Here is a 26,733-nt window from a genome sequence, read left to right as displayed (position 1 = left end):
GCCGGCTTGCTGGCGAAAGCGGTGTGTCGGCGACGTAAATTTTGAATGACACAACCGGTTCGCCAGCAAGCCGGCTCCTACACGTTCACCACGCCAGATGTGAACGCTGCGTCACCTTTCAATCAGGTTCAATGCGCGATCTGCCCTCATTCTTTATGGCACGCACACGGGGCTGATAAATACACTGGCCTGAGGCATTCCTGAGGCTAAATCCCTCGACGCCCCTTCTACGGCATTGCGCCAACCTTTGTTAGGCTGCTTTTTTGTCGGCCCGTGATGGGTGGGCGGGTGTTCACAACGAATAGCAAGGGAGCGGCAATGACCTCCATCGGCACCGCGGCACCGGTCGTGCCTGGGCGGCTGGAACAGTTCTCCACCCGCGTGGCGTTCTTCATCACCGGCTTCAGTATTTCCGCATGGGCGCCGTTGGTGCCTTACGCCAAAAGCCGCCTGGGACTGGACGACGCAAGTCTCGGGCTGCTGCTGTTGTGCCTGGGCATCGGTTCGATTCTGTCCATGCCACTGGCCGGCGCCATGACCGTGCGCCACGGCTGTCGGCGCATCATCGTGGTGGTCGGCAGCATCGCCTGTCTGTGCCTGCCTTTATTGGCAACCGTCACCCAGGTGCCGCTGATGGTAGCGACGCTGTTCGTCTACGGCGCGAGCATGGGCGCGCTGGGATGCGTCACCAATATTCAGGCGATCATCGTCGAACGAGCCAGCGGCAAGACCATGATGTCGGGCTTCCACGGCCTGTTCAGCTGCGGCGGTATTCTCGGCGCGGCGGGCGTTTCGGCATTGTTGAGCGTCGGCGTCTGGCCGTGGCTGACCATGAGTCTGGTGGCGCTGTTCATCGCCATTGCCCTCTACAAGGCTGGCCCCAACATGCTCGGTTACGGCAGCGAGGCGGGCGGCCCGGCCTTCGCGATTCCCCGTGGCGTGGTGCTGTTCATCGGCCTGATGTGCTTCACCGTGTTTCTCACCGAAGGCGCAATGCTCGACTGGAGCGCGGTGTTTCTAAGCGCGCAGCGTGGCGTCGAGCCGTCTTATGCCGGGTTCGGCTATGCAGTGTTTGCCTTGGCGATGGCGGTCGGCCGTTTGGGTGGCGACCCGATCGTGCGCCGTCTGGGGGTGCACAAAATCATTTTGTTCGGCGGTTCGTGCGCGGCGGTCGGCATGACCGTTGCCACGCTAATTCCGTATTGGCAGGCGGCGCTGTGCGGCTATGCCTTGGTCGGCATCGGTTGCTCCAACATCGTGCCAGTGTTCTACAGCGCGGTAGGACGTCAGAAGACCATGCCCGAAAACGTCGCGGTCCCGGCCATCACCACCCTGGGTTACATCGGCATTCTCATGGGCCCGGCAGGCATTGGCTTCGTTGCCCATCTCAGCAGTCTCGGCATCGCCTTCCTGATCATCGCCGTAATGCTGCTGGGCGTGGCCCTGAGTGGGCGCTACTTGAAGGTTTGACAGCTTCGAGCTGCAAGCAGTAAGCGGAATGCACGCGCGCCGACTTGCAGCTCAAAGCTCGCAGTTGCCCTTAGGGGACCATCGCAAACCCCACTCCGAACCGGTTCCAGGCGTTGATAGTGGCGATGGCCAGGGTGATGTTGGCGACATCCGCTTCGCTGTAATGCGCAAGCAGTGCTTCATATTGATGTTGGGGCGCACGATGGACCGGCAGCAGGGTCAGACTTTCTACCCACGCCAGCACGACCTTTTCCTTGTCGGTGAAGAAAGTGGTCTCTTCCCAGACGCTCAGGGTCTGCAAGCGGGCCTCGGTCTCGCCGGCCTTGCGCGCGTCATTGGCGTGCATGTTGACGCAGTAGGCGCAGCCGTTGAGCTGTGAAGCGCGCAGACGAATCAGTTCCAGCAACGTGTTGTCCAGGCCGGATTCGGCCAGCGCGGTTTCCAGGCCGACCATGGCTTTGTAGGCTTCTGGCGATTTCTGAGCCCAGGCGATTCGCTTGTTCATGTGTGCGTACTCCGGTGGATAGGTAGGGGAATTCGTTGAATGTGGCGCTACATTACGCTTGCCGGTGTAGTGGCCGAATAGCCAATGGCTCGGGAATTTCAGAGACCAATTGCGCGCGTTCAGTCCGGTAGGTTTTTTTCTGGACGAACACGTTTCATGAAGCACCGCGCTGCCACGCCTTGCGTCTAGCTACCCAGACTCAGCGATCCAGGATTAACGCCAACAATCACAAGGAGTCATTCATGTTTGCCGGATTCCAGAAAGACCAGCGCCTAGTCAACGGTGTGCAAATCGCCTATCGCATCGGCGGCACCGGCCCAGGCCTATTGCTGCTGCACGGGCACCCCCAGACCCACGTTATCTGGCATAAGGTCGCCGAACGCCTGAGCCAGCATTTCACCGTGGTCGCCGCTGATCTGCGCGGTTATGGCGACAGCAGCAAGCCGCCAGCCAGCAAGGACCATTCCAGCTATTCCAAACGCGAAATGGGTCGCGACATGGTGGCGCTGATGCGTGAACTGGGGCTGTCGAAGTTCTCGGTGCTGGCCCATGACCGCGGCGCCCGGGTCGCCCATCGACTGGCGCTGGATCATCCCCAGGTGGTGAGCCGCATGGTTTTGCTCGATATCGCGCCGACGCTGGCGATGTACAGCCAGACAAACGAAGCCTTTGCTCGCGCGTACTGGCACTGGTTCTTTCTGATTCGCCCGGCGCCGTTGCCGGAGACATTGCTGGAGGCCAATCCCGAGCAATACCTGCGCAGCGTGATGGGCAGCCGCAGTGCGGGTCTGACGCCCTTCACCGAAGAGGCGTTCGCCGAATACGTGCGTTGCGCCAGCCTGCCGGGCGCCGCGCGCGGGGTGTGCGAAGACTACCGCGCCAGCGCCAGCATCGACCTTGAGCATGACCGCGCCGACATCGCTGCGGGTAATCATCTGCATTTGCCGTTGTTGGTGCTATGGGGCGCGGAGGGCACGGTGGGCAAATGTTTCGACCCGCTCGGAGAGTGGCAGCAGGTGGCTTCGGATGTTCGCGGTAAAGCGCTGCCGGGCGGGCATTATCTGGCGGAGGAAATCCCGGAGGAGTTGTTGGTGGAAGTGATGCCGTTTTTGACTTGAAGCATGTGTAGCCGGATCAGATCCTGTGGGAGCGAATTCATTCGCGAGACGGCGGTGCAGACCATAGAGATGAATCGATCTTGCCAACCTCGCGCGAATGAATTCGCTCCCACACACTATCGTGCACGGACTCGCTTAACGGTTCACCCGAACGCCCGGGTGGTGACGACCCACAATCCGCTCGCGCACCTTGTCGTAGGCCATGTTGAACATCATCGTGTACGGCAGAAACAACAGCAGCAGTCCGATATCCAGCAGGAACGCTTCCCACAGGCTGATTGATAGCCACCACGCCACGAGCGGCACCACCACGATGATCAACCCGGTCTCGAACGAGATTGCATGCAGCGCGCGTACTTTCAGATCCAGTGCAAATCCACAGCGCGCTCGCAGCCGGTCGAAACCTGCGTTGAACAACATGTTCCAGAGCATTGCCAGCGTGGAAATCATCACCGTCATCGCACCCATCTTGCCCAGAGACTGGCCCAGCACCCAGGCCAGACCTGGCGCAAACAGCGCGACGCCGATGAGTTCGAACAGCAGCGCGTGAAAGGCGCGCTCCTTGATGGATTTCGCCGGGACCGCCGACTTCGCGGCTTTATCGATGGGGAGGGGCATACGTGCTATCACTTTGTTGCTGGGCAGGCGTGCATTGTCGTGTCGCGATCGACTAAAGTGAAAATCGTTTCCATCGGAAAAACCGATGGATGAATAAGCGGACCTGCCATGAGCTATTCCCCCGAAGCCCTCGAAGCCTTTGCCCAAACCCTCGCGCTGGGCTCATTCAGCGCCGCCGCTCGACGTCTGGGCAAGAGCCAGTCGACCATCAGCGAAGCCATCTCGCGACTGGAAATCGACCTGGGTGTCGAGCTGTTCGACCGATCCTCCAAGCACCCGGCATTGACCGAAGCCGGCCGAGCGCTGCATGGGCGAATCGAGGAAGTGCTGGCGGCCTCGGACAAATTGCGTCGAGCAGCGGGGCGTCTGGCCGAAGGCATGGAGCCGCGCCTGACGCTGGTGCTTTCCGATGCCAACCAGTTCGCTGAATTCGAAATGCGCATGGCCGAACTGGATCAGCGTTTTCCGGAGCTTGAACTCGAATGTGTCTTCGCCGAACACGGCGATGCGATCAACCTTATCCAGACTGGCCGGGCGTCTCTGGGATTGCTGTCGGCCCAGGCCAGTTATCCGCCGGAAGTGGGTTACGCGACCATCGCCGAGCGCGCCGACTTTGGTCTGTTCGTCTCCCATACGCATCCGCTTGCTGCCGAGAGCGAGGTCGATTACCGCAAGCTGGCGCAGCATCGCGCACTGCGTCTGAACACCATCGTCGACCAAAGCATCCCCACTGACGACCTGCCCAGCGGCGCCCGACGTAGCTGGTCGGCGCCTAATTACCTGTTGTTGATGGACATGGCGATTTTCGGCTTCGGCTGGTCAGCATTGCCGCGTTGGCTGGTTCGGGGATATGCCCAGGGGCGTTTGAAGGAGTTGCAGGTGCCAGGCTGGCCGCGCAGTTCGGCGGTGGATGTGATCTGGTCGCGACAGAAAAGCCTGGGGTCTGCGGGCGCGTGGTTGCTGGATATTTTGCTGGAGGGGCAGGGCGGTAGTGATCTCTGAAACGTCAGTGCCGGCAAGCCGGACTGCTATGGAAACCATGCAAAAAAACCCTCACCGCAAACGATTGCGACCACCGGTTGTCTGTATTCATCTGCAGTTCAAACCCCTCTAGAACAAGGCTTTCAAAGGGTCAGGCAGCGATGTCTGGCCGTTTTTCATGTGCGAGGTGCAGTCGCCCCGCAAATTAGAGGTTGAATAGTCACAACAAATGTTATTTAAATAACAAAAATAATACCGCCCAGTGCCTGCTGTGGTGTAGATAAGGTAGTGACACACATGAACAAGATCGCAGTCATCGGCAGCAATATGGTGGATTTGATCACCTACATCGACCGGATGCCGGCCCAGGGGGAAACTCTTGAAGCGCCGAATTTCGCCATGGGTTGTGGTGGCAAGGGCGCCAATCAGGCCATCGCAGCGGCCAAGCTCGGCGCCGATGTGCTGATGCTGAGCAAGGTCGGTGACGACATGTTCGCCGACAACACCCTCGCCAATTTCGAACGTTTCGGTATCGATGCTCAGTTCGTGCAACGCGTGGCTGGCGTATCCAGCGGCGTGGCGCCGATTTTCGTGCAGAGCGATTCGCACAACAGCATCCTCATCGTCAAAGGCGCCAACGCGCACCTGAAGCCAGCCGACATCGACGCCGCCCAGGCCGCCTTGCGCGATTGCAAGCTGATCGTCCTGCAGCTGGAAATCGAGCTGGAAACCGTTTACTACGCCATCGAGTTCGCCAAGGCCAACGGCATTCCGGTGCTGCTCAATCCTGCGCCGGCTGTCAAAGGCCTGAGCCGCGAGCACCTGTTGCAGCTGGATTTCTTCATCCCCAATGAAACCGAACTTGCGTTGATCACCGGTCAAATCGTCGACTCGCTGGAGTCCGCCCGCGCCGCCGCCTTGCAACTGGTTCGGGACGGCATTCGCCACGTCATCGTGACCCTTGGCGAAAAGGGCGCGCTGTACGTTGGTGAAGAGGGCGAGTTCCGGGTTGAAGGCATCAAGGTCAACGCCCGCGACACCACGGGAGCGGGCGACGCCTTCATCGGTTGCTTCGCTCATCACTGGAGCCAGGACGGCGACATGCGCCGCGCCATGACTCAGGCCGTCGCGTATTCAGCCTGCTCGGTCACCGGGCTCGGCACCCAGAGTTCCTATCCGGACGCTGCCACGTTCGGGCAATTTCTCGACACGCTGTAAGCCAATCAAACGCCGCCCCCTTTCCGGTCGCAAGGCCGGCTAGGCGGGGTATTCCCCTGATTCATGGAGAACAACAATGACAAAGCCCGCGCTCCAACAATCCCCGGACGGGTTCTACCTGAACCGCACGCCCTGGTTCGCCTTCCTGCTGCTGTGTTGCTGCTTCGCCCTGTGGGCGGCTGCTGCGAGCATGAACGACGTGCTCATCGCGCACTTCAAGAAAGCCTTCCTGCTCAGTGATTTCCAGACTGCGTTCGTGCAGTCGGCGTTTTACCTGGGGTACTTCTTCGTGGCGATTCCGGCGGCCATGGTGGTCAGACGGTTCAGCTACAAGACCACCATCCTCATCGGCCTGCTGCTGTACATGGTCGGTTGCTCGCTGTTCTTCCCGGCCGCATCGATGGCCAAGTACGGCATGTTCCTGATGGCGCTGTTCGTCATCGCCGCTGGCCTGTCGTTCCTGGAAACCGCCTGTAACACCTACTCGACGCTGATGGGCCCACGTGAAACCGGTACGCGCCGTCTGAACATCTCGCAGACTTTCCACCCGTTCGGCGCCATGGCCGGGGTGTACGTCGGCAGCTTCGTGATGTTCAAGGATACCGACGCCACTCGCGAACAGCTGACTCAGATGAGCGCGTCCGACGCTGCGATTCAGCAGCTGCAAATGATCCAGTCGACGCTGTTGCCGTACAAATGGATGATCGCGGTACTGATCCTGATGTTCGTGCTGATCGCCTTCACCAAGTTCCCGGCGTGCAAGGGCAACATCCAGAACAGCGTGAAAAAGAGCAGCATCGGCCAGAGCCTTTCGCGTCTGTGGCGCAACCCGCGTTTCACCTTCGGTGTGCTGGCGCAGTTCCTGTATGTCGGCGCACAAGTCGGGGTGTGGAGTTTCACCATTCGCCTGGCCATGCAGATGGGCGGGATGAACGAGCGCAGCGCGTCGTGGTTCCTGCTGACCACCTTTGCCGCTTATTTCGTCGGCAAGATGATCGCCAACATGCTGATGCGCAAACTGCACCCGGCCAAGGTGCTGGCTATCTATGGCGTGCTGACCATCGTGCTGCTGGCCTACACCATTCTGGTGCCGAACATCAGCGCGGTTTACGCAGCGGTGGGCGTGAGTATTTTCCTGGGTCCGTGCTGGCCGACCATTTACGGCCTGACCATCGACGGTCTGGGCGAAGACACCGGTGTCGGCGGCTCGCTGCTGGTGATGAGCATCGTCGGTGGCGGCGTGCTGCCGATCTTCCAGGGTCTGCTGTCCGATGCCACCAACGGCAACATGCAAATCGCCTATGTCGTGCCGCTGCTGTGCTTCGTGGTGATCGTCGCCTATGCCATCAAATGCATGCGTGATCCGCGCAGCGAGACGGCGCCGGTCGGTGCGGTGACTACATCATGACGGCGCTCGATAGACGCAGCCGGATTTCGCTGTACCCCGAGCTGTTCAGTGGTGATGAAAAAACGCTGGTGGAGTCGGCTGATTTTCGTGTGCTCGCCTGGACCTATCCCAGCGGCGTGAAGGCGCTGGCGCTGGAGAACAATCGCGGTCGCGTCGTGGTGCTGCCGTATCAAGGGCAGATGGTCTGGTCGGCAGTGTTCGATGGCTGCGACCTGACCATGCGAAACATGTTCGAACAGCCGCGTCCGAGCCCGACGGTGATCGGCACGTACGGCTGCTTCATGTTTCACAGCGGCATGCTGCGCAACGGTTGCCCGACGCCCGAGGATGATCATCCCTTGCACGGCGAGATGCCTTGCGCGCCGGTGGACAGCGCCTGGCTGGAAGTCGGCGAGGACGCGGCGGGTACCTTTCTGCGGGTGGGCGGCGAATACGAATACGTGATGGGCTTTGGCGATCATTACCGCGCACGGCCCAGCGTGACCCTGCGTGCTGGCTCGGCGCTGTTCGACATCGGCATGGACGTACGCAACCTGGCCGGTAAGCCGATGGAGCTGATGTACATGGCTCACATGAACTATGCCTATGTCGCGCAAGGGCGTTTCGTCGAGCCGTTGGGTGTCGAGCGTACGCGAGTGCGCAGCAGCGTTCCGGCCCATGTGAAACCAACACCGGCCTGGTCGGCGTATATCGCAGAGTTGACCGAAGACCCATCGCGCTTGCAGACCCTGAACACCCCCGAGTTGTATGACCCGGAGATTGTCTGCTTCTTCGATGGCGTGAAGGCCGATGCGAAGGGCGATGCGCATTTCCTGCTCAAGCATGCCGATGGCCCGGCGTTCTATACCCGCTACAAGCTTGCGCAGTTCGAGCATGCCGCGCGCTGGATTTTGCACAACGCCGATCAGCAGGTGGCCGCATTCGTACTGCCCGCGACCTGTGAGCCTGAGGGCTATCTGGCGGAAAAGACCAAAGGCAATGTGCGGGTGCTGAATGCGGGGGAGAGCGCTTCGTTCAGTGTGACGACGGGGTATCTGGCAGCTGAAGAAGCGCGGCAGCTGGAAGGGGATTTGAAGCACTGATGACTGGCTGCCCGGATGCGCTCTGGAACGCGCTCAATCCCACAGGCGCCGCTCGAGATGTCCCTGCGCCGCAATCTGTGTAGGAGCCGGCTTGCTGGCGAACCGCGGTGCGTCTGCTACATCAACATCAAGTGTGACTGACGCACCTGGTTCGCCAGCAAGCCGGCTCCTACAGACTTTGGCGTCGCCAGATGATCTGCGGTCAGGCGCAAAATTTACTGTGGGAGTGGGCTTGCTCACGAATACGACGCAGATCCAGAGTCGGATTACACCACCAACTGCGCCCCATACCCCTGAATCAAATCGCGATACGGCTTGGGCACTTTCTTGTCGGTGACCACCACCTGGAAATTCTCAAGCGTCGCGAAATGCGCGGTGCGCACGGCGTCGAATTTCGAATGGTCAGCCAGCAACATGCAGTGCCGCGCCTGGCGCAACACCTTCTGCTTGACCTCAACCTCATTGAAGTTGAAGCAGGTGACGCCGAACTCATCGCTGACTCCAGCAGCCGACACGAACGCCCAGGTCAGACGGATGCCATCGAGAATGCTGGCTTCGCTGTGATGTTCGAAGACCTGATTCTTACGATGAAAGCTGCCGCCGCACAGCACGATCTGGCAGTTGGGTTTCTGCTGCAGCTTGAGCAGGACGTTGAGCGAGTTGCACACGGCGGTGAACTCCAGCTCTTCGGGAATGAAATCGATGACGAAGGGGATGGTCGTGCCGCAATCGAAGAACACCGTGTCGCCCGGCTTGATGAATGCGGCGGCGAGCTTGCCGATGCGGCGTTTCTCCTCGACATGGCGGGTGCCCTGCTCACTGACCTTGTAATCACTGGCCTCGGAGGGATCGAACGCCAGGGTGATGTGCCCGCCGAGCAAGTGGAACTTCTCCGGATGGCGGCCCAGATCGCGCCGCAGGGTCATCTCCGAAACATCCAGCAGCGCCGCCATTTCCCGCAGGTGAATGGCTTTCTGGTCCTGCAGGGCTTGCTGAATCAATTTGATGCGATCGGATTTTTTACTGTCCACGGGCATTCCGGCTGTCGATTGGATATGGTAAAAAAATAACATTTAATGTTATATACACAACACAAAATAGTGCGTGCAGGCTCGCAGCATAAAGCTTGTCGTCTGTCACCGCTCTCTCACTCACTCTCTATTGACCCGTTCTCTACTGAAAAGAAGGCCTCCCATGAAAATCGAACCCTCAGCACTCGCGCAGTATATCGACCACACCTTGCTGGCCGCCGATGCCTCGCGCGAGCAGATCGCGACCTTGTGCCGTGAAGCCCAGGAGCATGGATTCTATTCAGTGTGCGTGAACTCCGGCCAGGTTCCGTATGCGGCCTCGCTGTTGGCCGGGCAGGCAGTGAAAGTCTGTGCGGTGGTCGGTTTTCCCTTGGGCGCGGGCTTGAGCGATACCAAGGCTTTCGAAGCGAAGCAGGCGATTGCTGCTGGCGCGGGCGAGATCGACATGGTGCTCAACGTCGGTGCGCTGAAGGACGGATTGCTGGAGTTCGTACGCGACGACATCGCGGCGGTCAAACAGGCCTGTGGCGCGGTGCCGTTGAAAGTGATCCTGGAAACCTGCCTGCTGGAGGACGCGCAGAAAACCGCTGCTTGCGAGATCTGCCGTGAACTGAACGTCGCTTTCGTGAAGACCTCCACCGGCTTCAGCCGCAGTGGCGCGACCCTCGAAGATGTCGCACTGATGCGCAAAGTGGTCGGCGCGGGTGTCGGCGTCAAAGCTTCAGGCGGCGTGCGCGACTACGCCACCGCGGTGGCCATGATCGAAGCGGGCGCCACGCGTCTTGGCACCAGTTCCGGCATCGCCATCGTCAGCGGCACCCCGGCGTCGGGTTCGGGGTACTGATTGATCCTGCGCACACCGCTCAAATTGTAGGAGCCGGCTTGCTGGCGAACGCGGGCTGTCAGTCAACCCATTCGTATCTGGCCCACCGCATTCGCCAGCAAGCCGGCTCCTACAGTAATTCCGCGCTCAGTCAGGCCGCTCTCCAACCTTCGTTCCGGCAAACGGCACTGACCTCCCGCCGCAATGAATGGCAAACTGCCGGTGTATTCATCTCTCACACCGGAACGACCCATGCCTCAACTCTCCCTGGCGCAATTCAAGGCGCGCTGGTTTTTCTGGCTGTGCATGCTGCTGATCGTCGTCGGGCTGCCGGTCGGCTGCTCGGCGTTGCAGCACAAGGAACGCGAACTGGTGTTCATGATCGAGCCCGGCACCGCCAGTTGGTATCACGGCATTCCCGCCGATGTCCAGAATCTGGAGCTCAAGGCCCCCTCGTTCGGCGTAGCGCAGAATATTCATGCCTGGTGGTGGCTGGCTGAAAAGAAGGACGCGCCGGCGATTCTGTATCTGCACGGCTCACGCTGGAACCTCACGGGGCAGTTCTTCCGTATCGAACAATTGCATGCGCTGGGCTTTTCGGTGCTGGCCATCGACTATCGCGGTTTTGGTGAAAGTAAGGGGCAACTGCCTTCCGAAGCCTCGGTTTACGAAGACGCGCGCATTGCCTGGGAACGTCTGAAGCAGCTGCAGCCGGATCCGCAGAAGCGGCTGATTTACGGGCACTCGCTCGGTGGCGCGGTGGCGGTGGATCTGGCGGCAGAGCTGGGAAGCGATGCACAGAAAGGCAATGAGCCGATTCAGGCGCGGGGCCTGATCATCGAGTCGACCTTTACCAATCTGGCCGATGTCGCTTCATCGGTTGCCAGCACACGCACTTCACTGCCAGTACGCTGGCTGGTGTCGCAGAAATTCGACTCCATCGACAAGATCGCCGACATTCACATGCCATTGCTGATCGTGCATGGCTCCGCCGACCAGTTCGTTTCGCCGCGCTTCAGCGAAGAGCTGTTTCAAGCCGCCCAACAGCCGAAGAACCTGCTGATGGTTCCTGGCGCCAACCACAACAACAGCATGAACCTGGGGCGCCAGGCATACAGTCAGGCGATTCAGACACTGCTTAATGAGAAGGCGCCGCCTGTGCATGCGGTCAACGATGCGCCAGCGGATATCAAGCAGGCCGGTTAGGCACGGGAGCGCATTCACTGCGCTGGGCGGGGTGCCGACAGTCGGCGCTGTCGGTTACCCGTCGGGGCGGTGAAGGATGCTCAACAGCGTCGCCAAGCCCCGACCGGATTTCTCTTCCTGACGCTGCGCACTCCTGTAGCAGCACGGCTTGCCCGCAATAGCGATCATCGGGCGCCACCGAACGCGGGAGCTGACGGCGTCTGGATTTGAGCGTTTTCACCCCCGAGGCTTGTCGCCTGAAGGCGGCATCAGCACCGCAATCAACGCCCTGACCACCCCCGGCAGGGCGTCGAGCTCCCTTACCAGAATACTTCGCTCCCGCACCGCCCACGGTTCGTCCAACTCAATGGTCACCAGCTTCATCGTGCGGCTGTGACGCGTGGCGGCGGACTCGGGGATGATGCCGATGCCGACGCCCGCTTCGACCATCCGGCAGATCGCCTCGAAGCTCGACACCTGAATCCGCAGCGACAGATTCCGGCCGAGCCTCTCCACGTGATCTCGCAGAAAACTCAACAACGTGCTGCCTTCGTGCAAACCGATGTGCTGATAAGCCAGGGTCTGCTTCAACGTGACTTTTTTCTGCGTCGCCAGCTCATGGCCTTCGGGCACGGTGAGCACCAGGCGGTCGGTACTGAAGTGGATGACTTGTAAGCCTGCCGCTTCGACGGGACCTGCGATGATGCCCATGTCGGTGCTGCCGTCGAGCACGCCGCGCACGATGTCTCGCGACAAGCGCTCTTGCAGGTCGACGGTCACGCCTGGGCGTTTGGCGAGAAACCCTGCCAACACTTCGGGCAGAAACTCGGTCACTGCCGTGGTGTTGGCGAAGATGCGGATATGTCCCGCCGAATCGGTGCCGTAGCTGGTGAACTCGCTTTTCAGATAGTCGACCTGGCTCATGATCAGACGCGCGTGCCTGAGCAGGCGTTGTCCGGCGGGGGTCAGTTCGACGCCCCGGCTGTCGCGGTACAGCAGGCGCGTATCGAGCTGGCTTTCCAGGGCTTTGATCCGCGCGCTGGCTGCAGCGGGAGAGAGGAAGGCTCGGCGCGCGCCCTGGGTCAGGCTGGGGGATTCGCCGATGTGAATGAAGAGGCGCAAGTCAGCCAGGTCGAAATGCATGGTTGTATCCGGACATTGCAGGGGGCGTTCAGCATACATTAACGCCGGTATATGCAAATGCAAATTCACAGAATGCCGTGGCGCTCCCATGATCTGCTCATAACAACAAATGCAGAGGGTTCTCGCATATGAGTGCTTCAGATTCGCCTGTGGACTTCAGTGCCTGGATCGGACGGACCGAAGAGGCTCAGGATCATTTGAGCCATAACCTGACCAAGCGCATTGCCGTCACGTTCGGCGAGCCCGTGCCTGCCGCTGGCGACGCGCTGCCGCCGCTGTGGCAATGGTGTTTTTTTCAGGACCCGGTGTTCGAAGCCCAGCTTGGCGCTGACGGTCATCCGGCGCGCGGGGGCTTCCTGCCTCCCGCCGACAATCGCAATCGCATGTGGGCCGGTGGCCGGGTCGAGTTCATCCAGCCGCTGAAAGTCGGGGCTGATGCCCATCGCCTGTCGACCATCCTGCACATCGAAGAAAAGCACGGCCGGACCGGTTCGCTGCTGTTCGTCACGGTACGTCATGACTACTCTCAAAACGGCGAGCTGTGCGTGCGTGAGGAGCAGGACATCGTTTACCGCGAGCCCAACCCGCCGAAGCTCAACAGCGGCGAAGCGCCGGAGCAGGGCGACTGGAGCGAAACCATCGAGCCGACGCCGACCCTGTTGTTCCGCTACTCGGCGGTGACCTTCAACGGCCATCGCATTCATTACGACTACCCTTACGTCACCGAAGTCGAAGGCTATCCGGGCCTGGTGGTGCACGGTCCGATGATCGCCACCTTCAACCTGCGGGCGTTCATCCGCGCCAATCCCGAGAAACGCGTGCGCCACTTCGCCTATCGCGGCGTGCGCCCACTGAATGTGCCGACGCCATTTCGTGTGGGCGGTCGCATCGTCGAGCCGGGCAAGGCGCAGTTGTGGGCAGGCAACGAGGCCGGTGTCGCTCAGAGCGCTGAAGTTAGTTTCGACTGAGCCGGCTTCGACTGAACGTTCTTCTTTATATATAGCCAGGCCCGGCGCCTGCGAAAGGCGCTGGCAGACGTGAGCAAATACCATGAGTCCATACGATAACGAAGACCTCAATGCCATCCGCGAAGGCGTGCGCGCCTTGTGCGCCGAATTTCCGGCTGAATACTGGCGCAAGATCGACGAAGAAAAGGGCTTCCCGGAAGCCTTCGTCAAGGCGCTGACCGATGCCGGCTGGCTGTCGGCGATGATTCCCACCGAATACGGCGGCTCGGGTCTGGGCCTGGCCGAAGCCTCGGTGATCCTCGAAGAAGTGAATGCCTGCGGCGGCAACTCCGGCACCGTGCATGGCCAGATGTACAACATGTTCACTCTGCTGCGTCATGGCAGCGCCGCGCAGAAAAGCTACTACCTGCCAAAACTCGCCAGCGGCGAACTGCGCCTGCAATCGATGGGCGTCACCGAGCCGACCACCGGCACTGACACCACCAAGATCAAGACCACTGCCGTCAAGCAGGGCGACAAGTACGTCATCAACGGCCAGAAGGTATGGATCTCGCGTATTCAGCACTCGGACTTGATGATCCTCCTTGCGCGCACCACGCCGCTGGCCGAGGTGAAGAAGAAATCCGAAGGCATGTCGATTTTCCTCGTCGACCTGCGTGAAGCCATTGGCAAGGGCCTGACCGTCCAGCCGATTGCCAACATGGTCAATCATGAGACCAACGAGCTGTTCTTCGACAACCTCGAATTGTCCGCCGACAGCCTGATCGGCGAAGAGGGCAAAGGCTTCAAATACATCCTCGATGGCTTGAACGCCGAGCGCACCCTGATCGCTGCCGAGTGCATTGGCGATGGCCGCTGGTTCACCGAGAAATCCGCCGCCTATGCCCGCGACCGCGTGGTGTTCGGCCGTCCCATCGGCCAGAACCAGGGTGTGCAATTCCCGATTGCCGAAGCGCATATCGAGATTGAAGCGGCTGACCTGATGCGCTGGCGTGCCTGCGAGGAATACGACAGCGGCAAGAACGCCGGCGCTGCCGCCAACATGGCCAAGTACCTGGCGGCCAAGGCGTCCTGGGAAGCGGCCAACGCCTGTCTGCAGACCCACGGCGGTTTCGGTTTTGCCAATGAGTACGATGTCGAGCGTAAATTCCGCGAGACGCGTCTGTACCAGGTCGCGCCGATATCCACCAATCTGATTCTTTCCTACGTCGCCGAGCATCTGCTCGAACTGCCACGCAGCTTCTGAGGACACCGACATGAGTCATACCCAGGCACTGGCGGGCTTCCTCGCCGAGCTGAAATACGAGCAGATTCCAGGCCATGTGCTGGACCGTACCGAAGACCTGTTCCTGGACTGGATCGGCTCGGCGCTGGCGAGCCAGGGCGCGCGGCCGATTCCGATATTCGAGCGTTATGCCGAGCGCATGGGCCCGGCCAGTGGCAAGTCGAAAATCCTGGTCAACGGCCGCGAAACCTCGGCGTACTTTGCTGCACTGGTCAATGGCGCCGCGTCGCACCTGGTCGAGCAGGACGATCTGCACAACAGCTCGGTGCTGCACCCGGCCACGGTGGTGTTTTCCGCTGTGCTGGCCGCCGCACAGGATCTGGGCAAATCCGGTCAGGACCTGTTGCTGGCGTCGGTTGCCGGGTATGAGGCCGGGATTCGCATCGGCGAGTTCATGGGCCGCTCGCACTACCGCATCTTCCACACCACGGCCACGGTTGGCACTCTGGCCGCAGCGGTGGCGGTGGGCAAACTGCTGAATTTCAATCAGGAGCAATTCATCAATCTGCTAGGCACCGCAGGGACCCAAGCTGCGGGCTTGTGGGAATTTTTGCGTGACGCCGCCGACTCGAAACAGCTGCACACGGCCAAGGCTGCCGCTGATGGTCTGCTGGCCGCGTACCTGACCGAAGACGGCCTGACCGGCGCGCGCAACATTCTTGAAGGTGATCAGGGCATGGCCGCGGGCATGTCCAGCGACAGCGATCCGAGCAGACTGTCCGATCGTCTGGGTTCGCGCTGGGCCTTGGTGGAAACCTCGTTCAAATTCCACGCCTCGTGCCGCCACACTCATCCGGCGGCCGATGCGCTGTTGCATCTGATGCAGCGCGAAGGCTTGCGCCATGACCAGATTGCCAAGGTCGTTACGCGTGTTCACCAAGGCGCGATCGATGTGCTGGGCCGGGTCGATGTGCCGCAGACGGTGCATCAGGCGAAGTTTTCCATGGGCGCGGTGCTCGGCCTGATCGCCGTACATGGCAGCGCGCAGCTGATCGAATTCCGTGATCTGGCGCTGACCGATGCCGACGTTGCGGCCTTCCGCGAGAAGGTGACGATGGAGCTGGACCCGGAAGTCGATGGCGCTTATCCGGCGCGCTGGCTGGGCCGCGTGATCGTGACCACCACCGATGGCCGCACGTTGACCGCTGCTATCGATGATCCGAAAGGCGATCCGGGTAACACCCTGTCGCGGCCCGAGCTGGAAGACAAGGTACAGCGTCTACTGGCGTTCTCCGGCGCGCGCACGGTCGAGCAGGGCAAGGCACTGATCGAACGCGTGTGGCATCTGCGCGATGCGCGGCATTTGGCGGATTTGGTGTAAGGCAGTTTTGTGCTCCTACGCTGAACCTGTGGGAGCGAATTCTTTCGCGATTGTAATGTTTCAGGCGCTGAGGATGTGTGGGATTGGCTGGCGTCATCGCGGATAAATCCGCTCCCACAGTGGTTCAGCGGCGCCTGGAAAACGAGGTCCATCCAACATGACTCAACAACCTCCCCGTCCTCTGGACGGCATCACCGTCATCAGCCTGGAGCACGCCATCGCGGCGCCGTTCTGCACTCGGCAGTTGGCTGATCTCGGTGCCCGCGTGATCAAGGTCGAGCGCCCTGGCGTGGGCGATTTCGCCCGTGGCTACGATCAACGCGTTGACGGTCTGGCGTCGCATTTCGTCTGGACCAACCGCTCCAAGGAAAGCCTGACCCTGGACCTGAAACAGGACCAGGCGGGCGACATTCTCGAATCGTTGCTGGCTCAGGCCGATGTGCTGGTGCAGAACCTGGCGCCGGGCGCAGCGGCGCGCATGGGACTGTCGTTCGACGCGCTGCATGAGCGGTTTCCGCAGCTGATCGTCTGTGACATTTCCGGTTACGGCGAAGGTGGCCCTTATGAAAAGAAGAAGGCCTATGACCTGCTGATCCAGAGTGAAGGTGGCTTTCTGTCGGTGACTGGCGGGCCGGGTGAAAACGAGATGGCCAAGGCCGGTTGTTCCATCGCCGACATCGCCGCCGGCATGTACGCCTACACCGGCATTCTCTCGGCGCTGATGTTGCGGGACAAGACCGGGGAGGGCAGCCGCATCGACGTCAGCATGCTGGAAAGCCTGGTGGAATGGATGGGTTACCCGATGTACTACGCCTACAACGGCGCACCACAGCCGCCACGGGCCGGGGCATCGCACTCGACGATCTATCCTTACGGGCCATTCCCCACGGGAGACGGCGGCACCATCATGCTCGGTCTGCAGAATGAGCGGGAATGGGCGCTGTTTTGCGAGAAGGTCTTGCTGGACGAGGCGCTGGCCACCGACGAGCGCTTCTCGGCGAACTTCAAGCGTTCGGAGAACCGTGAAGTGCTGCGCCAGATCATCGTCGATGGTTTCGCGGCGCTGAGTCTGGACGACGTAGTGGCGCGGCTCGAAGAGGCGCAGATCGCCAACGCTCGGGTCAACGACATGCAAGGCGTCTGGGATCACCCCCAACTCAAGGCCCGCGACAGCTGGCGCGAAGTCGACAGCCCGTCCGGCCCGCTGCCGTCGCTGTTGCCACCGGGTCGTAATGCCGCCTTCACCCCGCGCATGGATGGCGTGCCGGGGCTGGGACAACACACAGAAAGCATCCTGGCCGAGCTGGGGTTTTCAGCCGAAGAACAGGCGCGAATGGCTGAAGCGGGGGTGGTTTAGGTAGCTGCCTGGCGGCGATTGCGTGCCGGGCACAACTGCACTGTGGGAGCGAATTTATTCGCGATAGGTATTCACACGCGATGGGTTTACTTCGCCCGTACGCCGCTGGCGCGAATGAAGCCGCTCCCACAGAACATTTTTCTCAAGGATATACACCATGCCCCAACCCATCGTCCGCTCCGCATTGTTCGTACCCGGCAGCCGACCCGAGCGTTTTGCCAAGGCGCTGGCCGCCGGCGCCGACGCGGTGATTGTCGATTTCGAAGATGCCGTGGAGGAAGCGCTCAAACGTCAGGCTCGGGACAATCTCGCGGCGTTTTTGCAGGACAATCCCCAGACCGAGGTCTGGGTGCGGGTCAATGCGCCGGACCACGCCGAACACGCTGCGGACCTGGCCTTTTGCAAACAGCACGCAGGAGTTGTCGGGGTTCTGTTGCCGAAGGTTGAAAGCGCCGCCCACGTGGCTGTGGTCCGGGAAACCGGTAAACCCATCCTGCCCATCATCGAAAGCGCCAAGGGATTGTTGGCCCTGGAGCAGATTGCCCACGCACCGGGTGTCGCGCGGCTATCGTTCGGCGGACTGGACCTGGCGCTGGACCTGAATCTGAACAGCGGCACCCATGCCGCGCAGGTGTTTCTCGATCAGGCACGCATGTCGGTGCAATTGCATTCGCGCGGCGCCGATCTGCTGCCACCGCTGGACGGCGTGCATCCGGCGATCGGCGATCCCGAAGGTCTGCACCGCGCCATTCGTCATGCCTACGACATGGGCTACGGCGGCGCACTGTGCATTCACCCCAAGCAGGTGTCGGTGATTCATGCCGCTCTTGCTCCCAGTGCGGATGACTTGAGTTGGGCAAAACGCGTGGTGGACGCCAGCGCCGTGGCAAACGGCGCCGGAGCATTCCAGCTCGACGGACAGATGGTCGACGCGCCGGTGCTGCTCCGGGCGCAGCGGTTGCTGGCGTTGGCGGCGGGATGAAGCACACCCTCACAGACGCTGAGATTCCCTGCCAAAGCGAGGTTCCTGTGCCGTGCTGCCATGGAATCTGCCTCAGCGCTTGACCACTGAGACAACCAAGGATAGTGGCACTTTTTCACCAACCTGCTAACTTTCCAGCTGCGCCCGTCTGGCTCGCGGTTGGCGGCAAGGGTGTAAAAGACGCGGCGTTCAGGTATACCGAACGCTGGCTTACATAAAAGCTGATTCTCTAAACACCTCCAGTTGGGCATCGTTGGATGGCACAACGCTCAAGATCCACCCAAAGCTCTTATAAAAAACAAGCTCCTACAAAAATAAAAAGGTGATATCGATGTTGAAGCTGACCAAGGCGCTTTTCTGCGCCGCTGCAGTGTCCATGGCCGGCATGGCCTGCGCTGATCCTATCGTCATCAAGTTTGCCCACGTGGTTGCGGAAAACACGCCGAAAGGTCAGGGCGCCCTGATGTTCCAGAAAATGGTTGCCGCCGATCCGGCCCTCAAAGACAAGGTGAAGGTCGAGGTCTACCCGAACTCCTCCCTGTTCGGCGACGGCAAGGAAATGGAAGCCCTGTTGTTGGGCGACGTCCAAATGCTTGCGCCCTCCCTGGCCAAGTTCGAGCAATACACCAAAAAAACCCAGATATTCGACCTGCCATTCCTGTTCAACGACCTGGCGGCGGTTGACCGCTTCCAGCAAGGTCCGCAAGGCAAGGCGTTGCTAACCTCGATGGACGACAAGGGCATTCACGGCCTGGCCTACTGGCACAACGGCCTGAAGCAGCTGTCGGCGAACAAGAAAATGGTCGACCCCAAAGACGCCCGCGGCCTGAAGTTCCGCGTCCAGGCTTCCAGCGTGCTGGAAGCGCAGTTCGTGGCGCTGCATGCCAACCCGCGCAAAATGAGCTTCGCCGAGGTTTATCAGGGCCTGCAGACCGGCACCGTCAACGGTACCGAGAACACCTGGTCGAACTACGAAAGTCAGAAGGTCAACGAGGTTCAGCCGTTCTTCACCGAATCCAACCATGGCTTGATCGACTACATGGTGATCACCAACTCCAAGTTCTGGAACGGTCTGCCGGCTGACGTGCGCGACGAACTGCAGAAAATCATGGATCAGGTAACGGTCGAGGTGAACAAGCAGGCCGAAGCACTGAACCAGACTGCCAAGCAGAAGATCATCGACGCCAAGACCAGCGAGATTGTGACGTTGACCCCCGAGCAGCGTGCCAAATGGCGCGATGTCGTGAAGCCGGTCTGGGACAAGTTCTCCGATGAAATCGGCGCCGACCTGATCAAGGCTGCGGACGATTCGAACAAGGCGCCTTGATTTTTCAAGTTGCGGTTTGATCGATACAGGCAGTGATGTCTGCGTGGCCACCCGGTCCAGGGTGGCCGCTCTCTCTATGTTCGGAGAATTCTTATGCAATCGCTGACGCGACTCTGGGAGCACCTGGAGGAAGGCATGATCGCCTTTCTGCTGGCTGCCATGACGCTGGTGACATTTGTCTACGTGGCGCTGAACAATATCTACACCCTGTTTTACACCCTCAGTGATCAGTGGACAGTCAGCAGCGAATTATTCGCAGGGATCGGCGATCACTTGATGGGCTACGCCCAGGACATGACCTGGAGCGTGGCGTTGACCAAGGCCATCTTCGGCTGGCTGATCTTCTTTGGTATTTCTTACGGTGTGCGCACAGCGGGCCACCTGGGCGTCGATGCGCTGGTGAAGAAGACCAGCAAGCCGGTGCAGCGAATCCTGGCGATGCTGGCGTGTGCGTGCTGCCTGGCTTACGCCGGGCTGTTTCTGGTCGCCAGCTACAAATGGGTTTCGGCATTATTCGTGGCCGGCATCGGTGCCGAAGATCTGGATCGATACGGGATCAAGATCGCCTATATCACGGTCATCGTGCCCATCGGTTTTGCCCTGGTGATCGCCCGTTATCTGGAAATCCTGTACCGCATCTGGACCCACCGGCAATACGGCCTGGGCTTGGCGGACGAGGCGGCAGAAGCGAGCAAACTGGCCAACCCTAGCGAGGAGCAACACTGATGACGGTTATCTGTTTGTTCCTGTTGCTGTTCGTATTCATGTTCCTGGGTGTGCCGATTGCGATTTCGCTGGGTCTTGCGGGCGCCACATCGATTCTGTTGTTCAGTCCGGACTCATTGAGTTCGCTGGCAATCAAGCTGTTCGAGACGTCAGACAGCTACACCTTTCTTGCTATCCCGTTCTTCCTGCTGTCTGGCGCGTTCATGACCACCGGTGGTGTGGCGCAGCGGCTGATCGACTTCGCCAACGCCTGCGTCGGTCATATTCGTGGCGGCCTGGCGATTGCGGCAGTACTGGCGTGCATGCTGTTCGCGGCGCTCTCCGGGTCCTCGCCTGCGACCGTTGCTGCTGTCGGTTCGATTGCCGTGGCGGGTATGGTGCGGTCTGGTTATCCGAAGGAATTCGGTGCCGGGATTATTTGTAACGCCGGTACGCTGGGCATTCTGATTCCGCCGTCGATCGTGATGGTGGTCTATGCGGCGGCGACTGAAACCTCGGTCGGCAAGTTGTTCATTGCCGGTGTGGTACCGGGGATCCTGCTCGGCGTGATCCTGATGGTGGTGATCTACATCGTCGCCCGGGTCAAGAAGCTGCCCGCGCAACCACGCGTCTCGTTCCGGCAGTGGCTGCATACAGCGCAACGTGCGTTCTGGGGCCTGCTGCTGCTGGTAATCATCCTTGGCGGTATCTACAGCGGCATGTTCACCCCGACTGAAGCGGCAGCAGTGGCGGCGGTCTATTCGGCCTTCATTGCGCTGTTCGTCTACAAGGACATGAGTTTCAAGGACTGTCCTAAAGTGCTGCTGGAGTCGGGTCGGCTGTCGATCATGCTGATGTTTATCATCGCCAACGCCATGCTCTTCGCCCATGTATTGACCACTGAACAGATCCCGCAACAGATCACCGCATGGGTCATCTCCGAAGGGCTGACGCCGATCGGTTTCTTGATCATGGTCAACATCGTGTTGTTGGTGGCTGGCAGTTTCATGGAGCCTTCGGCAATCATCCTGATCCTTGCGCCGATCTTTTTCCCGATTGCCATGAAGCTGGGTATCGATCCGATTCACCTGGGCATCGTGATGGTGGTCAACATGGAGATCGGCCTGGTGCATCCGCCGGTGGGGCTGAACCTGTTCGTGACTTCCGCGGTGACCGGATTAACGCTTGGGCAGACCATCCGTGCAGCTTTGCCGTGGCTGTCTATCCTGTTGGTGTTCCTCCTGTTGGTGACCTACGTGCCGTTCATTTCCCTGGCGTTGCCCAACTGGTTGGGTATGCCGTAAGGCCGCTGGAGTCTGTAACCGAACTGTGAGCGCAGTGCCTTGGCCCTCGTCGACGTTAAGTCTTCGGGGGCTTTTTTATGCGTGAGTGGTTGTCGGACTTAACGGTCTAGGGAACGACAACCTGTGGGGAGTGAGCTTGCTCACGAACGCTGACTTGCAGGCTCTGAATCAAGTGCGCGTACTGGCCTCTTCGTGAGCAAGTTCACGCCCACAAGGACTGTGCCTGCGCAGTGTCAGGCCGAAAAAAAGCCCGGCTGCCGAGGGGCGGCAGCCGGGCTTTTCATCGGGCGTTGACTCAGTTCAGACCGAGTTTGCCACGCATCTGCGACAGGTCTTCAGCCAGGGTATTGATCGGGCCGGTCAGCGCCTTGCGGTCGTTTTCCTTGACCTTGTCATAGGTCTCATAGCCGCCGTCCTTGGTTTTGTACTTGGCCAGGATCTTTTCCACGGTGGCGAAGTTCTTGTCGACCTTGGCAACGAACGCCTTGTCCGACTTCTCCAGCTGTGGCTTGAACAGGTCGACGATTTTTTTCGAGCCGTCCACGTTGCCCTGGAAGTCATACAGGTCGGTGTGGCTGTAGCGATCTTCTTCACCGGAGAGTTTGGTCGCGGCCACTTCTTCCATCAGAGCCGCCGCGCCGCCCACCACTTTTTCCGGCGGGAAGGTCATGTCGGTGATACGCGATTGCAGGTCCTTGACGTCGGCCAGCAGCTTGTCAGCGAACACGGCCTGGTCTTTGGTGGTGTTCTGCGAGAACAACGCGTATTCCAGGCGGTGGAAGCCGGTGAAGTCATCAGCCTTGACGCCGTTCTCGTGGTCATCTTCACGGGAGTCGATTGCAGCGTCCAGGTCGCTGAACAGCTCGGCGATTGGCTCGATGGACTCATAGGAAATGCGAGTGGTCGGGAACAGCTTCTTGGCCGTCGCCAGGTCGCCTTTCTTGATGGCGTCGGTGAATTGGGTGGTGTCGGTGACCAGTTTGTCGACGTTTTCAGTGACGTAGATTTTGTAGTCCGAAACCGGGGTAACCAGATCCAGCGGTGCCGTTGCCGCAAACACGGACGGGGTCTGCAACAAGCCAAGGGTAATCAACAGCGCGAGAGGCGACTTTTTCATGGAGCTCTTCCTGTGAGGTAAGGGTTGTCACGCAGTTTTTGTTTTTACAGCTGAAGCAGCAGCCAGCAGGGACCGGCCAATGAAATCGTTACTGTCGACTACACCCGGCAGGGTGAAGAAATAACCGCCGCCCACAGGCTTGAGGTATTCCTCCAGCGGCTCGCCGTTGAGGCGGGTCTGTACGGTGATGAAGCCTTTTTCCAGATCCGACTGGTAGCAGATGAACAGCAGCCCCATGTCCAGCTGACCATTCTTGTTCACGCCGTTGGAGTAGTTGAACGGACGGCGAAGGATCAGGTTGCGTTGGCTCTCTGCCGTGCGCGGGTTGGCCAGCCGGATGTGGGCGTCCAGCTTGGTCACCTTGCCTTCCGGGTCTTTGGTGTAATCGGGAACGTCGGTTTCGGTCTTGCCATCCATCGGCGCGCCGGTGGTCTTGACCCGGCCGAAGATCGCTTCCTGTTCCTGCAATGGCGTGCGGTCCCAGCGTTCGACGAAATTGCGGATGATCCGCACCGCCTGATAACTGCCATTGGCGGCCCAGGCCGGTTCATCGCTGCCGGGCTGAACCCAGACCAGCTCGTTCATGGCTTTCTGGTTGTTCGAATCGGGGTTGGCCGAACCGTCGCGGAAACCTAGGAAGTTACGCGCGCTTTCCGGCGGCTGGCCCGGTTTGAGCGGCGCTTGGGCCGGCACGGTGCCTTCTTGTTTCCAGCGCACCAGCAGCAGGTCCGGCAGGTTCTTCACGATGTCGCGCAGGGCGTGAATGTTGCTGTCCGGGGCGTTGGAGCAGAACTGGATGCTCAGGTCGCCGTGGCAGCAGGCAGCTTCGAGGGCATCGTTGGGGAACCCGACCATGCGCTGCAGACGCTTGGGTTTGACCTGTTCCAGACCGAAACGCTCGTCGAACAGCGAGTCGCCCACGGAAACCGTGATGGTCAGGTTGTCCGGGCTCACCACCGGGCCGAGAATGCCGGAATCCAGCGGTGGCAGTTTAGGGTCGATCTGCGGCACTTCACCGCCGGTCATCAGGAACGCGATGCGCTCGTTGAGGGTGCGGAACAGACGCTCCAGATCTTCGCGATCCTGGGCCAGGACATCGAAGGAGACCATCATGCCGGCGGTTGGACGCGGCGTGACGATGCCACTCTGATGCACCCCGTGGAATTCGTTGTGGTCGTGAGTCTTTTCGCTTTTCGGGGCTTCGGTCACCTGCGCCGGAGCACTCGCGGCCAGGGCATTGCCGCTCAAGCTGGCGCCGGCAATGGCTGCGCCGGCGGCACCCAGGCCCAGCAGGACGCGGCGACGTTCAGCGGAAATCGGGGCGTTGGATGAATCTGAGTCTTTCATGTGGATACGTTCTTCGCTCGGGTTTCAGGACCGGGCGGGCGCAGCGGCACCCGCCTGGGCACGCTTACAGGCCGGTGAGGCCCAGGGCCGGATCGATTCCATCGAGTGCATCGGTCAGAGCCTTGGCCTTGTCTGCGATTTGTTTTCGTTGTTCGGTGTTGACCTGGTCGTACGGCTTGAAGCCGTTGTCGGTCTTGAGCATCAGCAACTGGTCATCCAGCGCAGTGGCCGCGTCGTCGATTTTCTTCAGCACGTCGCCCGAGGTCTTGGCCAGCAATGGGCGCAGCAGATCGATGACCTTGCGCGCGCCTTGCAGGTTGGCGGCGAAACCTGTGACGTCGATGTGGCTATAGCGTTCTTCTTCGCCGTTGCTGCGAATCTCGGCCAGGCTGCGGATGTTGCGCACGACCATGCTCGCCAATTGCTCAGGGGCGATGCTTTGGGCCAGCAGTTGGGTTTTCAGCGCGGCGATGTCGGTTTGCAGCTTCTGCACCACAGGCGTCAGACCGTCCACCGACTTCTGCGAGAACAGGCCGAACTCGATGCGATGGAAGCCGCTGAAGCCTGGATCCTGTTCACGCTTTTCGAAGTAATCGGCGCGGGCGTTGATCGCGTTGTCCAGCTCCGCCAGACGCTGCGCGGCCGGGGCGATGCGCTGATAGGCGGCACGAGCCGGCGCGTAGGCTTGCTGGGCCTGGGCCAGATCGCCGCTTTCGATGGCTTGCTGCAGATCGGTCACGGCGCGAATCAGGGCGCTGCTCTGGGTGCTCAGGTACACGCGGTATTCGGACAGCGGGCCGATGAAGGCGACCATCGAAGGTCGGGCCTTGGCGGCGGCGTCTGATTCGGCGGTCGGGGTCACGTGCAAGGTGCCGCGCGGGTTGCTCAGCAGGCCGCAAGTAATGGCGTAATCGCCCGGTTGCAGGTTGGCGTTGATGATCTGGCTCAGGCCCGGAGCGATGTTTTCGCGCTCTTCGATCACCAGCACGCCGTCGAGGATTTCCCATTCAACGGCGCGTTCAGAGGCGTTGACGATGCGAAAGGCGTTCTTGCCGGCCGGCACGGTGAGGGCGTTGGGTTCACAGCTCTTGGCGTGGATGGTGACCACGGTTTCGTTGCCGCTGTTGGCGATGCGCTTTTTCTGCGCGGCCTGGGAGGCGAAATAGAACATCGCGCCCGCGGCGATCATCAGAATCACCGAGCCTGCGACGGCGTATTGCAGGGCGCGAGAAGGCTTGGCTTTCTGCGGAGGAAGGCCGGTGGGACTGGTGGTCATGGTTGCCCTTATTTGTTCGTAACTGAAGGAGTGTGGCCGTGCTCATGCGCCGGGCGAGTGGGAAGACTCACCACTCGCGGCTGCGGCAGGAAGAACAGCACCAAGGCGAAAATCAGGTAGGCCACGTATACGGTCAGCACGCTGACGGTCGGTGCGTCCTGATAGCCGAACATACCGGCCAGCACCGAGCCGATCGGGCCGTCCATGGGCAGAATCGCGCTGATGTCGAAGACCACGGTCTGGAAGTGGTTCCACAGGCCAGCCTCATGTAGCGCTTGCACCGAGTTGGCCAGAATGCCGGCTGCCACCACGAGGATGAACAGACCGGTCCAGCGAAAGAAACGGCTCAGGTTCAGACGCATGCTGCCGCTGTAGATCGCAAAGCCGATACCCACGGCGATGATCAGGCCGAGCAGGGCACCCAGGGGTGCGCTGGCACCTTCGCTCTGCTGGAAAATCGCCAGCAGGAAAAACACGGTTTCCAGACCTTCACGTGCCACGGCGAAAAAGACCATGCCGATCAGGGCGTAGGTCTGGTTTTTCGAGCCAGCGAGGGCTGCATCCAGGGATGCGTGCAGTTCATGCTTGATCGAACGCGCGACCTTGCGCATCCAGAACACCATCGAACTGAGAATGATCACGGCGAACAGGCCCACGAGCCCTTCGAACAGTTCCTGCTGTTTCTGCGGAAACTCGGCGCTGACCAACTCCAGGCCGCCACCGACGAACAGCGCCAGCGCACAGGCGAGGAAAACGCCGATCCAGACGGCTGGCATCCACTCGCCGCGGCCGGTTTGTCTGAGGTAACTGGCAATGATGCCAACGATAAGCGCGGCTTCAATCCCTTCGCGCAACATGATCAAAAAAGGAACGAGCATTTATCACCGGAGTAAATCTGATAAGGTGTGCAGCGTGAACGCGGTCGCAAGCCATTCGCATTCAGCCAATGTGTAACATAATGATACTCATTATTGAATGAGCATACTGATTTTTTTGCTTTTTTCAGGATTTGTGCATTGGAGGCAGCGGTGAGCCTTGGGCCTCAAGCCGTGAGAGGGGTCCATTTCCGACGCAGACCCATTCTAGAAGCCGGCTTGCTGGCGAACGCGGCCTGCCAGACAACGCATCTGTAACTGACTCACCGCATTCGCCAGCAAGCCGG

Annotated in this window: 24 protein-coding genes; 16 read left to right on the top strand and 8 right to left on the bottom strand. The window is 60.3% G+C overall.

Annotated elements, in window-relative coordinates; translation table 11 throughout:
• Nucleotides 1–318: 318 nt before the first annotated feature.
• Complete coding sequence (locus tag ACRER8_RS15205) at nt 319–1,470, top strand: MFS transporter (protein ID WP_431747061.1); 1,152 nt, start codon at nt 319–321, stop codon at nt 1,468–1,470.
• A 70-nt stretch (nt 1,471–1,540) separates the two neighbouring features.
• Here the strand turns inward: ACRER8_RS15205 and ACRER8_RS15200 are convergent, their stop codons facing one another.
• Complete coding sequence (locus ACRER8_RS15200) at nt 1,541–1,975, bottom strand: carboxymuconolactone decarboxylase family protein (RefSeq protein WP_431747060.1); 435 nt, start codon at nt 1,973–1,975, stop codon at nt 1,541–1,543.
• A 242-nt stretch (nt 1,976–2,217) separates the two neighbouring features.
• Between ACRER8_RS15200 and ACRER8_RS15195 the strand changes: the two genes are divergently transcribed.
• Entirely contained in the window at nt 2,218–3,093 is an 876-nt protein-coding gene (locus ACRER8_RS15195; RefSeq protein ID WP_431747059.1) for an alpha/beta fold hydrolase, read from the top strand.
• Nucleotides 3,094–3,228: 135 nt separating this feature from the next.
• Here the strand turns inward: ACRER8_RS15195 and ACRER8_RS15190 are convergent, their stop codons facing one another.
• Nucleotides 3,229–3,711: a multidrug/biocide efflux PACE transporter gene (locus tag ACRER8_RS15190; RefSeq protein ID WP_431747058.1), complete on the bottom strand. Its 483-nt coding sequence runs from the start codon at nt 3,709–3,711 to the stop codon at nt 3,229–3,231.
• Between the two features lie 108 nt (nt 3,712–3,819).
• On the opposite strand from ACRER8_RS15190, the gene ACRER8_RS15185 reads away from it, so the two are divergent.
• The 4 genes from ACRER8_RS15185 (at nt 3,820) to ACRER8_RS15170 (ending at nt 8,400) form a co-directional block, all read left to right on the top strand.
• Nucleotides 3,820–4,713, top strand: a complete 894-nt coding sequence (locus ACRER8_RS15185) for a LysR family transcriptional regulator (protein ID WP_431747057.1) — start codon at nt 3,820–3,822, stop codon at nt 4,711–4,713.
• A 276-nt stretch (nt 4,714–4,989) separates the two neighbouring features.
• Entirely contained in the window at nt 4,990–5,910 is a 921-nt protein-coding gene (gene rbsK, locus ACRER8_RS15180) for a ribokinase (protein WP_431747056.1), read from the top strand.
• Nucleotides 5,911–5,986: 76 nt separating this feature from the next.
• Nucleotides 5,987–7,318 carry an L-fucose:H+ symporter permease gene (gene fucP, locus ACRER8_RS15175; protein WP_431747055.1) on the top strand — a complete coding sequence of 444 codons (1,332 nt, stop codon included), beginning with the start codon at nt 5,987–5,989 and terminating at the stop codon, nt 7,316–7,318.
• Complete coding sequence (locus tag ACRER8_RS15170; RefSeq protein WP_431747054.1) at nt 7,315–8,400, top strand: aldose 1-epimerase family protein; 1,086 nt, start codon at nt 7,315–7,317, stop codon at nt 8,398–8,400. Before fucP ends, ACRER8_RS15170 begins: the two co-directional genes overlap by 4 nt.
• 266 nt (nt 8,401–8,666) lie before the next feature.
• Here ACRER8_RS15170 and deoR read toward each other — a convergent pair whose 3' ends face one another.
• Complete coding sequence (gene deoR, locus ACRER8_RS15165) at nt 8,667–9,437, bottom strand: DNA-binding transcriptional repressor DeoR (RefSeq protein ID WP_431747053.1); 771 nt, start codon at nt 9,435–9,437, stop codon at nt 8,667–8,669.
• A gap of 157 nt (nt 9,438–9,594) precedes the next feature.
• Between deoR and deoC the strand changes: the two genes are divergently transcribed.
• Both deoC and ACRER8_RS15155 read left to right on the top strand, forming a co-directional pair.
• Nucleotides 9,595–10,275 (top strand): deoxyribose-phosphate aldolase, encoded by a 681-nt coding sequence (deoC, locus tag ACRER8_RS15160; protein ID WP_431747052.1) that lies wholly within the window; start codon nt 9,595–9,597, stop codon nt 10,273–10,275.
• Between the two features lie 231 nt (nt 10,276–10,506).
• Nucleotides 10,507–11,460, top strand: coding sequence for an alpha/beta hydrolase (locus tag ACRER8_RS15155; protein WP_431747051.1), 954 nt, complete (start codon nt 10,507–10,509; stop codon nt 11,458–11,460).
• 216 nt (nt 11,461–11,676) lie between these two features.
• On the opposite strand, the gene ACRER8_RS15150 is transcribed toward ACRER8_RS15155, so the two are convergent.
• Nucleotides 11,677–12,582: a LysR family transcriptional regulator gene (locus ACRER8_RS15150; RefSeq protein ID WP_431747050.1), complete on the bottom strand. Its 906-nt coding sequence runs from the start codon at nt 12,580–12,582 to the stop codon at nt 11,677–11,679.
• 128 nt (nt 12,583–12,710) lie between these two features.
• Here ACRER8_RS15150 and ACRER8_RS15145 point away from each other — a divergent pair, with 128 nt between their 5' ends.
• From ACRER8_RS15145 to dctM, 8 genes are all read left to right on the top strand, one after another.
• Nucleotides 12,711–13,550 carry an FAS1-like dehydratase domain-containing protein gene (locus ACRER8_RS15145; protein WP_431747049.1) on the top strand — a complete coding sequence of 280 codons (840 nt, stop codon included), beginning with the start codon at nt 12,711–12,713 and terminating at the stop codon, nt 13,548–13,550.
• An 82-nt stretch (nt 13,551–13,632) separates the two neighbouring features.
• Nucleotides 13,633–14,796, top strand: a complete 1,164-nt coding sequence (locus ACRER8_RS15140; protein WP_431747048.1) for an acyl-CoA dehydrogenase family protein — start codon at nt 13,633–13,635, stop codon at nt 14,794–14,796.
• 10 nt (nt 14,797–14,806) lie between these two features.
• Nucleotides 14,807–16,156, top strand: a complete 1,350-nt coding sequence (locus tag ACRER8_RS15135) for an MmgE/PrpD family protein (RefSeq protein ID WP_431747047.1) — start codon at nt 14,807–14,809, stop codon at nt 16,154–16,156.
• 157 nt (nt 16,157–16,313) lie between these two features.
• Entirely contained in the window at nt 16,314–17,513 is a 1,200-nt protein-coding gene (locus ACRER8_RS15130) for a CaiB/BaiF CoA transferase family protein (RefSeq protein ID WP_431747046.1), read from the top strand.
• A 157-nt stretch (nt 17,514–17,670) separates the two neighbouring features.
• Nucleotides 17,671–18,495: an HpcH/HpaI aldolase/citrate lyase family protein gene (locus ACRER8_RS15125; RefSeq protein ID WP_431747045.1), complete on the top strand. Its 825-nt coding sequence runs from the start codon at nt 17,671–17,673 to the stop codon at nt 18,493–18,495.
• A 331-nt stretch (nt 18,496–18,826) separates the two neighbouring features.
• A complete protein-coding gene (locus tag ACRER8_RS15120) occupies nt 18,827–19,822 on the top strand; it encodes a TRAP transporter substrate-binding protein (protein ID WP_431747044.1) in 996 nt (331 codons plus the stop codon).
• A gap of 93 nt (nt 19,823–19,915) precedes the next feature.
• The gene (locus ACRER8_RS15115) at nt 19,916–20,548 is read left to right on the top strand and encodes a TRAP transporter small permease (RefSeq protein ID WP_431747043.1); all 633 of its coding nucleotides are present in this window, start codon (nt 19,916–19,918) and stop codon (nt 20,546–20,548) included.
• A complete protein-coding gene (gene dctM, locus ACRER8_RS15110; protein ID WP_431747042.1) occupies nt 20,548–21,831 on the top strand; it encodes a C4-dicarboxylate TRAP transporter large permease protein DctM in 1,284 nt (427 codons plus the stop codon). Before ACRER8_RS15115 ends, dctM begins: the two co-directional genes overlap by 1 nt.
• A gap of 295 nt (nt 21,832–22,126) precedes the next feature.
• Here dctM and efeO (ACRER8_RS15105) read toward each other — a convergent pair whose 3' ends face one another.
• The 4 genes from efeO (ACRER8_RS15105) to efeU all read right to left on the bottom strand — a co-directional run bounded on the left by efeO (ACRER8_RS15105) (nt 22,127) and on the right by efeU (nt 26,449).
• Complete coding sequence (gene efeO, locus ACRER8_RS15105) at nt 22,127–22,948, bottom strand: iron uptake system protein EfeO (RefSeq protein WP_431747041.1); 822 nt, start codon at nt 22,946–22,948, stop codon at nt 22,127–22,129.
• Nucleotides 22,949–22,975: 27 nt separating this feature from the next.
• Complete coding sequence (gene efeB / locus ACRER8_RS15100; RefSeq protein ID WP_431747040.1) at nt 22,976–24,295, bottom strand: iron uptake transporter deferrochelatase/peroxidase subunit; 1,320 nt, start codon at nt 24,293–24,295, stop codon at nt 22,976–22,978.
• 64 nt (nt 24,296–24,359) lie between these two features.
• Nucleotides 24,360–25,571, bottom strand: coding sequence for an iron uptake system protein EfeO (efeO, locus tag ACRER8_RS15095; protein WP_431747039.1), 1,212 nt, complete (start codon nt 25,569–25,571; stop codon nt 24,360–24,362).
• Between the two features lie 8 nt (nt 25,572–25,579).
• Nucleotides 25,580–26,449, bottom strand: coding sequence for an iron uptake transporter permease EfeU (gene efeU / locus ACRER8_RS15090; protein ID WP_431747038.1), 870 nt, complete (start codon nt 26,447–26,449; stop codon nt 25,580–25,582).
• Nucleotides 26,450–26,733 lie beyond the last annotated feature (284 nt).

The sequence above is a fragment of the Pseudomonas sp. genome, assembly GCF_050739935.1.
Classification (GTDB): Bacteria; Pseudomonadota; Gammaproteobacteria; order Pseudomonadales; family Pseudomonadaceae; genus Aquipseudomonas.
The sequence above is the reverse complement of the archived record's forward strand: the minus strand, read 5'-3'. Positions and strand labels throughout refer to the sequence as shown.